At 66.6% G+C, this 12,737-nt stretch carries 16 protein-coding genes and 1 pseudogene; 12 read left to right on the forward strand and 5 right to left on the reverse strand.

The features are described 5' to 3' along the window. Positions 1-441: 441 nt before the first annotated feature. From OG520_RS36810 to OG520_RS36855, 10 genes and pseudogenes are all read left to right on the forward strand, one after another. The gene (locus OG520_RS36810; protein WP_399331431.1) at positions 442-837 is read left to right on the forward strand and encodes a gas vesicle protein; all 396 of its coding nucleotides are present in this window, start codon (positions 442-444) and stop codon (positions 835-837) included. Between the two features lie 87 nt (positions 838-924). Beyond that, positions 925-1,392: a gas vesicle structural protein GvpA gene (locus tag OG520_RS36815; RefSeq protein ID WP_406016010.1), complete on the forward strand. Its 468-nt coding sequence runs from the start codon at positions 925-927 to the stop codon at positions 1,390-1,392. Positions 1,393-1,395: 3 nt separating this feature from the next. Continuing rightward, positions 1,396-2,109, forward strand: coding sequence for a GvpL/GvpF family gas vesicle protein (locus OG520_RS36820; protein WP_406016011.1), 714 nt, complete (start codon positions 1,396-1,398; stop codon positions 2,107-2,109). 9 nt (positions 2,110-2,118) lie between these two features. Continuing rightward, positions 2,119-2,370, forward strand: a complete 252-nt coding sequence (locus OG520_RS36825) for a gas vesicle protein GvpG (protein WP_406016012.1) — start codon at positions 2,119-2,121, stop codon at positions 2,368-2,370. An 82-nt stretch (positions 2,371-2,452) separates the two neighbouring features. Beyond that, a complete protein-coding gene (locus tag OG520_RS36830) occupies positions 2,453-2,908 on the forward strand; it encodes a gas vesicle protein (RefSeq protein ID WP_399331439.1) in 456 nt (151 codons plus the stop codon). After that, positions 2,905-3,720, forward strand: a complete 816-nt coding sequence (locus tag OG520_RS36835) for a GvpL/GvpF family gas vesicle protein (protein ID WP_406016013.1) — start codon at positions 2,905-2,907, stop codon at positions 3,718-3,720. The genes OG520_RS36830 and OG520_RS36835 overlap by 4 nt, the downstream gene beginning before the upstream one ends. Next, positions 3,717-3,965 carry a gas vesicle protein gene (locus OG520_RS36840; protein ID WP_358952096.1) on the forward strand — a complete coding sequence of 83 codons (249 nt, stop codon included), beginning with the start codon at positions 3,717-3,719 and terminating at the stop codon, positions 3,963-3,965. The genes OG520_RS36835 and OG520_RS36840 overlap by 4 nt, the downstream gene beginning before the upstream one ends. Next, complete coding sequence (locus OG520_RS36845; protein ID WP_406016014.1) at positions 3,955-4,362, forward strand: gas vesicle protein K; 408 nt, start codon at positions 3,955-3,957, stop codon at positions 4,360-4,362. Before OG520_RS36840 ends, OG520_RS36845 begins: the two co-directional genes overlap by 11 nt. A gap of 16 nt (positions 4,363-4,378) precedes the next feature. Beyond that, positions 4,379-4,552 carry a CsbD family protein gene (locus OG520_RS36850; RefSeq protein ID WP_399331445.1) on the forward strand — a complete coding sequence of 58 codons (174 nt, stop codon included), beginning with the start codon at positions 4,379-4,381 and terminating at the stop codon, positions 4,550-4,552. Positions 4,553-4,988: 436 nt separating this feature from the next. After that, positions 4,989-5,986: pseudogene (locus OG520_RS36855) on the forward strand (iron-containing redox enzyme family protein). On the opposite strand, the gene OG520_RS36860 reads toward OG520_RS36855, so the two are convergent. From OG520_RS36860 to OG520_RS36880, 5 genes are all read right to left on the reverse strand, one after another. Continuing rightward, positions 5,966-6,169, reverse strand: a complete 204-nt coding sequence (locus OG520_RS36860; protein ID WP_406016015.1) for a CDGSH iron-sulfur domain-containing protein — start codon at positions 6,167-6,169, stop codon at positions 5,966-5,968. The pseudogene OG520_RS36855 and the gene OG520_RS36860 sit on opposite strands and share 21 nt — an antisense overlap. A 37-nt stretch (positions 6,170-6,206) precedes the next feature. Continuing rightward, the gene (locus OG520_RS36865) at positions 6,207-6,869 is read right to left on the reverse strand and encodes a HemK2/MTQ2 family protein methyltransferase (RefSeq protein WP_406016016.1); all 663 of its coding nucleotides are present in this window, start codon (positions 6,867-6,869) and stop codon (positions 6,207-6,209) included. 224 nt (positions 6,870-7,093) lie between these two features. Beyond that, positions 7,094-7,351, reverse strand: coding sequence for a DUF5133 domain-containing protein (locus OG520_RS36870; RefSeq protein WP_399331453.1), 258 nt, complete (start codon positions 7,349-7,351; stop codon positions 7,094-7,096). A 311-nt stretch (positions 7,352-7,662) separates the two neighbouring features. Further along, positions 7,663-7,836 carry a CsbD family protein gene (locus OG520_RS36875; protein ID WP_399331454.1) on the reverse strand — a complete coding sequence of 58 codons (174 nt, stop codon included), beginning with the start codon at positions 7,834-7,836 and terminating at the stop codon, positions 7,663-7,665. 915 nt (positions 7,837-8,751) lie between these two features. Beyond that, positions 8,752-10,149, reverse strand: coding sequence for an IS1380 family transposase (locus OG520_RS36880; protein WP_406015851.1), 1,398 nt, complete (start codon positions 10,147-10,149; stop codon positions 8,752-8,754). Between the two features lie 1,019 nt (positions 10,150-11,168). Here OG520_RS36880 and OG520_RS36885 point away from each other — a divergent pair. Continuing rightward, positions 11,169-11,888, forward strand: a complete 720-nt coding sequence (locus tag OG520_RS36885; RefSeq protein ID WP_406016017.1) for a VOC family protein — start codon at positions 11,169-11,171, stop codon at positions 11,886-11,888. Positions 11,889-11,961: 73 nt separating this feature from the next. Beyond that, positions 11,962-12,531 (forward strand): DJ-1/PfpI/YhbO family deglycase/protease, encoded by a 570-nt coding sequence (locus tag OG520_RS36890; RefSeq protein ID WP_399331458.1) that lies wholly within the window; start codon positions 11,962-11,964, stop codon positions 12,529-12,531. The last annotated feature ends 206 nt before the right edge of the window (positions 12,532-12,737 follow it).

The following is a 12,737-nucleotide window of genomic DNA, read 5'->3' on the forward strand; positions in this document are numbered from 1 at the left end:
TTTTTACTGTGATCCCTGCGCACCGCAGGGGCAACTGCTCAGGGAATGGGCACATGCGCCTGCCATGGCCTGTTCTTCAACGGTGGGCCGTCGGAAAACAGGTCAACAAGAGTGAACACCGGCGTTCCATCACTTGCGAAACGCGCATGATACTGATCGCCGTATGCGTGCGTCATCAGCGCCCAGGGCCTCAGTGGAAGCGATTCCTTCCTTGGGGGATGGCGTGCCCACCACCCCACCACTCACGGCGTTTCTTATGCGGCAGCGATGGCGCTATGCAGCCAGTGGGGAGGCTACGGAACGCGGTTAGTAGGAGGCTGCGCCCGGCGCTGAAGCAATGTGCGGGCTCCGAGATGCGGTCAGCCCAGGCCGTATATCATGGAACGGCGTCTTGTGAAGGTGACGCGGGCATCATGTCGTCTCCGATTCCGGAGCGGGAACATGGCCGTAGGTGAAGAGGATGAGACAGGGCGCGTCCGGCGTCCGTCCAGCAAAAAGCCCGTCAAGAAGACCGCCAGGAAAACCAGCACCGGACGGGCCGGCAGCCGCACGAGCGAAACGAAGCGTGCGGCCCGTCGGGTTTCGGCCCCGCGGGCCATGCGGTATGCGGCTGAGCAGCTCCAGGAGCTTTTGGGGCGAGCACCCGAGTCCGTCTCGGCGGTGAAGCCGACGGAAGGCGGCTGGCAGGCGGACGTGGAAGTTTTGGAGCTGGAGCGTATCCCCGGCACTACCAGCGTGATGGCGAGTTACCGGGTGACGCTGGACGAGGAAGGCGAACTGTTGGCGTACGAGCGCACCCGCCGCTACACCCGAGCCCAGATCGACCCGCGTGGCTAGGGCCGGAATGCCACTGCTGCACCGCTCGACGGACGAACGGAAGCGGCCTCGTCCGGAGCCACGTGTGAGCTGCTGAAAGGAGGCACCATGACTATGGTGCCGCAGGGCGGAGGAACCATTTCCAGGGCCGGCGGAGGAGGGTCGGGGAACCTTTACGACATCCTCGAGCTGATTCTGGACCGCGGCCTGGTGATCGATGTCTTTGTGCGTGTGTCCTTGGTGGGCATCGAGATCCTCAAGATCGATGCTCGCATCGTCGTGGCGAGCGTGGATACCTACCTGCGCTTCGCGGAGGCCTGCAACCGCCTCGACCTGGAGGAGGGCCGCAAGGCTCCGTCTCAGCTGACCGACCTGGTCGGTGAGGTGACCGAGGGCGGAGCGCATGGCAAAGCCAAGGGTGCGCTGAGCGGGGCCGCTGACGTGCTGACCGACGCCTTGAAGGGAGGGCATGACGACGACGAGGAGGTCGAGCAGTCCGAAAAGAGGCGCAAGGAGCCCGAGGAGAGGCGGGAGCGGCCGCGGCGTCGGCCTGCCGCCCGACGCCGCGAGGAGTGAACCATGGCCGTATACGTGTATTCCATTGTCCTGGCCACCCATCCGCAGCGCTTGGACGGCCTCCACGGGGTGGGGGACCCGCCTGCGACCCTCCGCACGGTGCGCACCGAAATGCTGTCCGCGGTCGTCAGCGACGCGCCCGAGGAGCTGCGTCCCAAACGCCGAGACCTCGGCGCGCACCAGGCCGTCCAGGAACAGCTGATGGCCGGCGGCACCGTTTTGCCACTGCAGTTCGGCTTCACCAGCGTGGACGACGACGCTGTGCGAGCGGTTCTGGAGGACGGTACGGATAATTTCAGCGAACGCTTGCGGGCGCTGGAGGGCTGCGTGGAGTACCACCTGAAGGCCGCCCAGGACGAGGATGCGCTGTTGCGTCAAATCCTTCGGGAGTCCGACGAGGCGCGCGAGCTCAACGAGGAGATCAGAAGCGGCCGCAGCAGCCCGGAACTGCCGCTCGCCCTCGGGGAGCTGGTCTCCCAAGAGGTGCAAGCGCGGCAGGATCGGCTCGCCGTCGCAGTCCTTGATGCGCTGCGCGGACTCGCGCGGGAAGAACGCTCGTCGCGGCCGACCGGGAACGACTTCTTGAATGTGTCCTTCCTTGTGGAGCGGGACAACGAGAAGACCTTCCTCGGCGCGGAACAGGACATCGCCAAGGAACTGGGCGAGGACTTCGACCTGCGACTGGTCGGCCCGCTGCCCGCCTACAGCTTCGTCTAAGGAGTCCTCATGGGACTGCTGACTCAACTCGCGACTCTTCCGCTGGCGCCGGTGCGTGGCGTGGCCTGGGTCATGGAGCGCGTCGTCGAGGCCGCGGAGAACGAGTACTACGACCCAACCCCCGTCGAACGGGAACTTGCCGCACTTGAGCGAGCGCTCGTGGCGGGAGACATCGACGAGGAAACCTTCGACCGGCGCGAGGACGAGTTGCTGGACCGGCTGGACGAGATCAGGGCCCATGTCCAGGGCGTCGATACCTGATTGCGACAGCCGGTGGAACAGGCGCATTGCCACGCGCTCCCGTCGAAGCTCCGGGACACCAGGGAATTGAGGTGCAGCGGCCGTGACCGAACCCGTCGCCAGGAGGCTGGGCGACCTCCCGTCCAGGTCCGCCCCATACGGCCAGGGCTCCTCGGCCAATCTCGCCGACATCCTGGAGCGCGTCCTGGACAAAGGCATCGTCATCGCAGGCGATATCCAGATCAACCTCCTGGACATCGAACTGCTCACCATCAAGCTGCGCCTGCTGATCGCTTCGGTGGACAAAGCGAAGGAAATGGGCATCGACTGGTGGGAGCACGATCCCTCACTGTCGTCACGCGCCAACGACGGCCACCGCTCACTCGCCGAGGAGAACAAACGGCTGCAGGCTGAAATCACGGCGCTGCGCGAGGACCGTGAGCTGCCACGGGTCAAGGACGAGGAGAGCCGCGCTGCGGCTCCCAGGCGCACCTCACGCACCTCACACACCAAACGAGCAGAGCCCAGCCCCCGCAGCGAGAGGCGGGACGAGCCATGACCGCCACGATCTCCTACGCGTACGCCATAGCACGGGACGCCGACGGATCGCTGGAAAGATCCCTGTCCGGGCTCCCTGGAGTGGCGGAGGCGCCGGTGCATCTAGTGCGTGTAGAACACAGCGACACTGTGGTGGTCGCCGTGAGCCCGGTACCCGAGCGAGACTTCCAAGAAACCGCGCTGCGAGCGCATCTTGAGGACTTGGACTGGCTGGAGTCAGTCGCCCGCGCCCATCACCGGGTGATCGAGGCCTTGGCCGCCCGCACTGCCGTCCTGCCACTGCGTCTGGCAACGGTTTACCTCGACGACGAGCGGGTGCGACTCATGCTCCGGGCCCGCCACGAGGCGTTTGCCGGCAGACTGACCGACCTGGCAGCGCAGGTGGAGTGGGGCGTCAAGATCTATGTCGAAGCGGCCGCCGAGGCCGAGAGGCCAGCAGACCCACCCCCAGATTCCGGTCTGAGCCCAGGGCGGGCCTACCTCAGCCAGCGCAGAGCACAGCGACACGCCCGCGAAGACGCCTACCGGGACGCCGAACAGGCAGCCGAGCGGGTCGAGGCCGCTGCCCGCGCTTATGCGGTTGATCGCGTCCAGCACCGGCCGCAGCAGGGCGAACTCGCCCACGGTCCGGGAGAGAACGTCATCAACGACGCCTACCTTGTGCCGTTGCAACAGGCCGAGGATTTCCGTGCTGATGTCATGCAGGCCGCAGAAGGACTACCCGGGGCACGCGTCGAAGTCACCGGGCCGTGGGCTCCGTACTCCTTCGCCACCCTCGCCGAAGCCGAACCGCTGAAGAGGGGCACGCCGTGAGGGCGGCAGGCAGGCCGGAGGCCACGCCGGAGGAGCCGCTGCCGCAACGGCAGATCGCACTGATCGACCTGCTGGACCGGTTGCTCAGCGGAGGCGTGGTCCTCACCGGTGACGTCGTACTCTCCATCGCCGATATCGACCTCGTACGCATATCGCTGCGCGCGCTGATCGTCTCCATCAGCGAACAGAATCCTTCCCCATGGCATGCCATCTCAGCACCCATAGGAGACGACCATGTCAGGTGAGGAGCGTCCGCCCGGAAATCGCCTGGACGAGATCGCCGATGCCGCCGCCCGCGCCTTCCGCATGCTGCCCGCAGTGCCGCAGGACATCCTGCCCCGGGGCGGTACGGAGGCGCGAAGGCCGGCCCATCGGATCACTACCGCCCCGGACACGGTGGAACGGGACCTGATCAAACTCGTACTCACACTCGTCGAGCTGCTACGACAGCTCATGGAGCGCCAAGCCCTTCAGCGGGTCGACGCAGGAGACCTCACTGAGGAACAGGAGGAGCGGCTCGGAGAAACTTTGATGATTCTGCACAGTCGTATGATTGAACTCTGCTCTCGGTACGACCTTTCCATGCAAGATCTCAACTTGGATCTCGGACCTCTCGGAACTCTGCTGCCACCACCCGAATGACCTCAGGGAGAACGAAATGGGTATCGGAAAGAAGTCCAAGAACATTGGCAAAATCGCGGAGGGGAAAACAAAGGAATCGGTCGGGCGGGCCGTGGGTAACGAAAGGTTGGAGGGAAAGGGGAGGGCTCAAAAGATGAAGGGTAAAGTGAAGCAGGTCGTCGAGAAGGGCAAGGACACCTTCAGGCACTGAAGGTGAGACACGCCGCACTGGCCTGCTGCCACTCCGAACACGGGCGGGCTGGCGTTCAGCGGAGCAAGTGTCGGCTGGCTGCAATCGACGCAGCTGGCGGCGGGACAGTGTGCGCGCTTGGTGTACGAGGCGCTGAGGAGGGGGTTTGTCTGCGCTTACTTCATGTCTATCCGGGTGGACCTGACATGCAACGGGCCGCTGAAGCGAATGTGCCCGGCGAACGTCTTTGCAACCACCGGCCGCCCGTTTCTCCCCGACGGGTATGGGAAATCACGCGCCCGTCAGAGTCCCCGTTGTGGGCTGCTCCGAGTCCGAAGCCCTGGCGAAGCGCTCCGCCCTCTACTCGATGCGGAAATCCTGGTTGTGCGCGATCCTGACTCCGATGTGGACGAGGTGGAACGCGAAGCCGGAGACCCGTCGCAAGCGATGGAGACAAATGCCAAGGAAGGGAAGCGCCGTGAGGCTCCCGGAAACCCGAGGCGAGGTGTCTGCCGCTCTGATCGAGGCGCTCGGCCGGGAACCGGGTCGGCGCAGCCTGCCCGGCATACACCTGGTAGCGGGTACCGACCCGTACGACGACGACCTCCAACTCGCCCTGTACCTCTGTTACGAGTTGCACTATCGCGGCTTCGACGGTGTGGACGGTGCCTGGGAGTGGGATCCGGAACTGCTCAAGGTGCGTGCCGCGCTGGAGCGGGAGTTCATGGCAGCTTTGCGCGCTGACGTGCCGGTGGCCGAGGACGTCGGCAGCGCGCTGGACGAACTCGTTCTGGAGCCGTCGGACGGCGACGGCGTGTCGTACTTCCTGCGGGACGAGGGCGAGCTGTGGCATCTGCGCGAGTACGCCGCCCACCGTTCGCTTTACCACCTCAAGGAGGCCGATCCGCACGTGTGGGTGATCCCGCGACTGACGGGCCGGGCCAGGGCAGGAATGGCTGCTGTGGAGTACGACGAATTCGGAGCGGGACGGGCAGAACAGGTCCACTCGAAGCTGTTCGCCGATCTGATGGCGGACCTCAACCTGGACACCTCTTATGGGCGCTACCTCGACGCCGGCTCTCGGCAGATGCTCGCGACCGTCAACCTCATGTCACTCTTTGGACTCCACCGCTCACACCGTGGTGCGCTGGTCGGCCACTTCGCCTCAGTGGAGACCACATCGCCACAGGGTCGCGGCGCCTCGCTCAGGCATTGAAGCGGGCCGGTGCCGGGCCTGCCGCCATCCACTTCTACGCGGAGCATGTGGAGGCCGACGCCGTGCATGAGCAGCTCGTACGGCATGAGGTCGTCGCCGGCCTGCTTCAGGAGGAGCCGGATCTGGCACCGGACGTCGCCTTCGGTATCGCAGCCACGGGATGGCTGGAAGACCGGTTCGGGGAGCAGTTGCTCGGCGCATGGCGGGGCGGCGAGTCCTCAGTCTGTGTGCCGCTCTGAGGCCGGCGGTGGGGCTTTCGGCCTCTTCCGGCCGCGGTGGCTCGTGTCGCACCAAGGGAAGATGAGGCTCCGTCGGCAGGTACACAGTGCGACGACAGGCCGGTCCGAGCGTGCAATGCGGCCATTCTCCTGGACCACTTCGACCGGACCCTCCACGAGCATGGGCCCGCCCGGCTCCTGCATGACGCGCCGTGCAGCTGCCCGAGGTGCGGTCTCCGGTTCAGTACGGCCGTTCTGCACGGATCACCACCAGCTCCTCTGCCTCCTGGCCGCGCTCAATCAGGCCCTGGGTCTCCAGCCAGCTGGCCCGTTCTCGCAGGACAGGCCCGAAGGGAACGAACCGGCGGTCGGTCACAGCCACGTCCAATCCGGCTTCAGCCAGCCGCGCCAGGGTCATCGCTGGGTTGCTCAGCACGGAGTGGACCGCGAGCAGCACACCTCCGGGGCGCAGCAGAGCGGGGCCCTTGGCGCAGAGCCGGTCGAGCACCGCCCGGCCGTCGAGCCCCGCCTCCCAGGCCCGAGCAATACCGCGGCGCGGCATGCGGACGTTCGCGGATGGTACGTACGGCGGGTTCGCCAGCACGAGGTCGAACCTCAGGTCGGCCGCAGCCTCCGTCAGATCACCGCGGCTGGCCCGGATGGCCCGCGCGTGCCCCGACAGCAGTGCGTTCAGTCGTGTCGTGAGCACCGCCGCGGCCGACGTGTCGATGGCGATCACGTGGGCAGCGCCGTGGCGGGCGGCGGCGATCGCCACGGCGCCGGTACCGGTACCCACGTCAAGGACCTCCGCTCCGGGTGACAGATGCTCGCGCCGTAGAGCGGATATCAGCATGGCTGTGTCTTCCTGGGGCATGTAGACACCCGGAGGCTGGAGGAGTTTCACTGTCGCGTCCGGCTCTCAGAGATCACGCAGGGCGGGCGACATCGCGGACTCCATCCCATGCAGTGACGACGTCGGCACCTTCGTCGAGGCAGTGCGTCATCATTGTGTATCCGACCAGCACCATGGAACACTCCTTGGCGAGTCTTGGGTTCCAAACACGAGCTGTCCGACTCCGGGGCGACCGGGTCATTTGACGAGGCCGCTCGCCTCGGGCCCGCGGGGACTCACGAGGCTGAATTTCCGCCGTCCCGCGACCTCACAACGGCAGCTGGCACCACCGATCGCGCCCACCCGAGGTAGAACTCGGCTTCGGAAATCGCATCGCGGGTGGTCCGCTGCCCCATGAGCACACACAACGTGTACGCGACATCCTCGAGGTGTCGGCGGCTAGCCAGGTCGTGCGGCTCTGCCAGGACGACAACCTCCCACGCGCGATAGCGCCGCAGCAGCGAAACGACCAGGGATTTGTCCGGGAGCAACATCGCGGCTCCTTAGGCTGGGTGACGGCCCACGCGGGCTGGGTGACGGCCCACGCGCGTGAGGTCGCCGACACCACTCGTAACCCCGAGTCGAGACCGGCGCTTTCCTCAATGGGAGACATGATGAAAACAGGGTGGCAATCAGCCTCGTCGACCCGGCGTTGCAATAGCCGTGACCGCCGAACGTCAGCGAACTTTCACCGAACAACGAAACCTGACGCCTGGTGCCGGCCGCGCGGCCGACACCAGGCCGCCCCTCGGGGGCCGTGAACCCGGATGCGGTCGCCCTGGGTGCGCGGCCCACAATGCAGGTACTACCGTCCGGACTTCTTCAGCCGCTCAGCCGCCTTTGCCGCGGTCTCCTGGGCCTTGCCTGCCATTTGCTCGCCGCGGCCCTCAGCCTGCATGTCCTTGTCGTCCGTGGCACCGCCGACGGTTTCCTTCAGCTTGCCCTTGACCTGCTTGGCCTTCGCCTTTGCCTTTCCCATGACGATTCTGTCCTTCACTGTGGGGGATGACGTAATCCACCTTGCGTCGACCACTCCGAGGCCGCAATCGGTGAGGTGTCGCGCTCACGAGCAACCGGAAGGAAGAGCCGCGGGAGCGGCACTATCCGATCAGTCGGGCGGCTCGGGGACCGGGCGGGAACCGGGACCCGGCGCCGGGGGCGGCTCCGAGTCTGGCTGGGGCTCGGGTTCGCTGGGACCTGGCTCGGACGGCGGCTGCGGGTCGTGCGGCACCGGATCCGGCCGACTGGGGACTGGCCCGGGACCCTCGGGGGAAGGTTCTGTGGTCATCGCTCTCGTCCTTTCTCGCGTCGCTGCTTCGCGACATCCCAGCGGACCAAGCGCGAGTTGAGCGAGGTCGCCTCGGAAATGGTCCGTGGCAACGTGGCAGGGTCCTGGCTCCACAGTCGGCATCTCACACGGGGACAGAGACCGTCAGCAAAGGAATTGGGCCGCGATCTACACATCGGACACGAGGCCCGCGTATGACCGCGGCCCGGTCCCTCGCCCGCAGCGCGGCCGGGGGATGCACCGTGGCAAGGGACACCGGTGACGATCCTCGCTGCTCGCCCCTTCGTTCTGTGCAGTGGCGAGGATGTCCCAGTCGGCAGCGAGAGCAGGGCGTCGCGGGATTGCGTCACTTTGAAGGAGCTGCCCATAGACGACTGCATGCGTCGGTCTTCGCCACGGGCGTCGAACGCGCCCTCCCCCACCATGCTTCCACCGTGCCCCTAAGCCTCGATCCGCCGACGTGGTCTGGAAGTGATCTTCTGACGGGCTTCTGAGCCGGTTTTGGGTCGACCGATGGGCATGGGCGTGCTGCATCCGCTGGTCTGCCCAGCTTTTCCACGGTTTTGGTTCCGGTCGGGCCCTGGCGGGCGGGGTGGGCAGAGACTGTCAGGCGGGTTCGGGTGGGCGGTGGACGGTGTCGAACAGGTGCGTCCAGGCTTTTTGCCAGGGCCAGTTGTGCGGTAGGTGCAGGGTGACGCGCCGTGCGGAGCGGGCGATCCGGGCCGGGACCTGGACCAGGTGGGCGCGGAGGGTGGCGGTGGTGGCCTTGGCGTGGAAGGCGGAGGTCAGTGCCCCGGCGGCCCGCAGCAGGTTGTAGGCCATCGCCCACTGGATCAGCCAGGCGGCATTGGCGTGGAAGTGTCCCGACGGCAGGTGGGCCAGGGCGGAGGCTTTGCTGTCGGCGATGACCTGCTCGACGACGGCGTGGTGGCGGTGCTCCCGCTCGGCCTCGAGCGTCGGCGCGGGGGTGTCGGTGAAGAACGGGTGGTGGCGCCAGACCGGGAACAACTCGCCCTGCTCGCCGACGACGGCGGGTTTGGCCAGGTCACGGACCCGGCGCACGATCAGCCGGGCCGTGACCCGCTCGCCTTTCTTGCGGCTGGCGAAGGCGGTGTAGGCGGGCATCTCGGCAACCTCGGCGTCCGAGATGAGCTCGCCGGTCTCAGGGTCGGGCACCGCGGTCGGGTAGGTGATCTGCTGCCACGCGGTGTCGGGGATGCTGTGGATGGCTCGTTCGATGGAGGGGTTCATCCCGGTGGTGAGGGAGAAGCGGGCGCCGGACCGGCGGCAGGCGGCGATGACACCGGCGTTGTAGAACTGCGAGTCCGCGCGCAAGATGCGCATGCCGGTGCAGCCGGCCTCGACGGCGGTGGCCAGCGCCTCGCTGACGAATTTCGGGGCGCCCCGGGAGTCGGCTGCTTTGCCGCGGCGCATCCGCACGGTGGCGATCACCGGGCGGGAGGTGGGGGTGCAGATCGTGGAGAGCAGAGGGTGCAGGGTGCGGATGCCCTTGAACCGGCCGTACTCGCCACCCTGCTTGGTGCGGCCGTAGACGCGTTTGTGGGTGGAGTCGACGTCGATGAACGCCTTCTCGCCGGAGCCGGGCAGCAACGGGGTGTGCGCGGCCAGTTCGCCGAGGAACCTGCGGTGTACCGCGTGCAGTTGGAGGGCGTGACCGTGGGTGAAGGAGCGGAGGAAGGTGCCCAGGGTGGACGGGGCACGGACCCCTTCGAACACGGCCGACATCGCACCGTGGCGCAGAACGTCGAGGTCGTCGATGCTGTCCGCCCCTGCGGCCATGCCGCCCACGATGCCGGTGACCTTGGCGTCCGCCGAGGCACCCGCGCCGTTCTTCGTCCCGGTCAGCCTCACCTTCTCCCTCACCAGCCGGGGCAGACCGCACCGCTCGGCCAGCCGCATCACCGGAACCAGCCCGGCATGCGCGATCAGGTTCGCGTCATCGAAGGCAGCGGAGACCGCCGCCCGCGTGTGGGAAACTTGCATCTCGGAAGTGCCTTGCTGATTGTGCGTGATGGAGCCTGAAGAACTCCCATCATCGCAGGTCACAAGGCACTTCTTCGTTTTCCGAGACGTTATCCACAAGGCACGGGTCGGTGGATCGAGGCTAAGTTCGCCCGGTGCGCGCGGCTGTGTCCACTCAAGCTGCCGTGCGACGCACGTTCCGAGCATGCCTTCGACGAGGCCGCACGAGCTCCCGGCTCCTCGCGTCGTCAGGCCAGGCCGGCCTGCCCCAGTGATGGTGTTCGGCAACCACTACGGCTAACGCATCACTGGATGCTTTGTTGCCGTTGGCCGCAGTCACCACTCCGTGCCGAGCGGCGGTTCGCCTCCCGCCGCATCCGGATCGGTGACCCCAGCGGGCAGGGGATTGCCCAGGGCGGCCTCCGTCTTCACCGGTAACCAACGATGAGCTAGCCGTGCCGCACGCGTCGCGGACAAACCTCCTGACCTGATCGTCAGTGAAACGCCCCCGTGGGACAGCACCACCGCGTCGTGCAGGACAGCGGCGCCGTAGCAGCGCGCGGTCGACCTGATTGGTGTCTCTTTGACTGGTACTGACCGAGCCGTCCTGCGGAGCGACCCGTCTCCCCGATTGCTTTCGAAGCTCAAGGCGGGAGACGGCGTCGGAGTAGGAGTGCCGGCCTCGGCACGGAGCGCACGCAGCGTTCTCTCAAGGTCTCATATGTCTGCTCAGCGCATGGACGGAGGAACAGCACAGTAGCTTCCCGCTTCAGCTGCCGCTGTCCGCTCGCCGCCGGAGGGCCAAACGTGCATGCTGACAAAGGGGTCGTGTCCGCCTCGTAAGGTACGCCATGGTTTCCACACCCAGCCCGCCCCGGTCACACAGACCACCGGCAGAGGTCACGGAACTGGCCGGATGCACTGTCGGTGCACCTTGCTGGGCAAGCCTCGCCACGCCGGACCCCCGAGCCGCCGAAGACTTCTACGGCGCCGTACTCGGGTGGGAGTTCCGGCGCACCTCCCTGGGTGAGGACTTCAGGATGGCGCTCTGGGCGGGCGTGCCCACTGCGAGCCTGGGGTGCACAACACCGGCCTTGCAGGTGGCCCTGGACTGGACACCCTACTTCTGTATCACAAACGCCGACGAGGCCGCGGCCCGCATCGTGGAACGTACCGGCACTATCGCAGTGGGTCCGGTTCGCCTTCCCCTCGGTCGCGGGGTGCTGGCTGCCGACCGTGAGGGCAATCGTTTCGGAATCTGGGAAGGGCAGCTAATCGGCGACTGGGAGTCCTGGCGCGCACACCGGCCGTGGCGACTGGAACTGCGCGCGGGAGACATGTTCGAGGCCGCCATCTTCTATGGCGAGGTGCTCGAGTGGGCCTGCGCCCGGCACAGTTGCTGCGAGGTCCGCTACGAGCACGGCGGTGTAGCGCTCCGGGACGTCGGAAACGTGGCAGCCCGGATCGTACCGGCCGGTACGGCGCTGAGCGGCGAGCGGACCAGTCCGCGCTGGAACGTCTACTTCCCCGTACCGAATGCTGACGCAGCAGCGGAGGCGGTCTCCCAGCACGGTGGCGGAACCATCGGCCGGGCCGTAGCGGGTGATCACCGCACGGCCCTGTTGCACGACCCGCACGGCGCGGTCTTCGGTGTCGAGTCTCCACGCGGCTCCGTGATCATCAGCGCGGCGTTTGGGCTCCGGCCCGGCGCAGATTTCGATCGGTCTTCGCAGGCCGGGAGGCCTGGCGAGGCCGCATAAGCGCAAAGATTCGGGGGAACCCACGACTCCAAACCAATCCCGGCGGACCGTTCCAACCCGAAAGGACCTGGGAATGTCTGACAACGACGTGAGCATGCGGAAGGTGCTGGCCATCGTCACGAACTACGGCGTCGAGCAGGACGAACTGCTGGTGCCCCTCGAACACCTGCGGGGCTGGGGCGCCGATGTGGACGTCGCTGCTGTGTCGGCTGACGACGTTCAGACCCTGGTCAGCGACAAAGCTCCCGGAAAAACCATCCGACCCGAACTCACTCTGAGCGACGTTGACCCGGCCGATTACGACCTCCTGCTCGTGCCGGGTGGCACATTGAATGCCGATGCACTGCGTCTGCAGAATTCGGCGACGGAGATCGTCCGCTCTTTCACGTCGTCGGGGCGCCCCGTAGCGGCCATCTGCCACGGACCTTGGGCCTTGGTCGAGGCGGGTGTCGCCGAAGGAAAGAGGCTCACCTCCTACCCCTCGCTGAGGACAGACATCGGCAATGCCGGTGGCGAATGGGCCGACGAGCCGGTCGTCAAGGATGACTCCTGCGGCTGGACCCTCATCACCTCGCGCAACCCAGGTGATCTGGAGCCGTTCCTCCAAGAGATCGATGCAGCGCTCGCCGTAGACGCTCACTGAACGTGACCGATCCTGCCGCTACGCGGCTCCGGCTAAAGGACTCGTTCATGCCACGGCGCAGTACCCCGTAGCTGCTCTCCCACTTCGTTCCGAACCGCGGGCAGCTCCCCGCCAACGCCCCACAGACCATCGGACGGGTCTCGTCGGGTACCCCGGCAACAGCTCCGGGTCGGGGTGAAGTGCCCGTATGAGACCCGAGTGTCCGT

Source organism: Streptomyces sp. NBC_00984, assembly GCF_045162475.1.
Classification (GTDB): domain Bacteria; phylum Actinomycetota; class Actinomycetes; order Streptomycetales; family Streptomycetaceae; genus Streptomyces.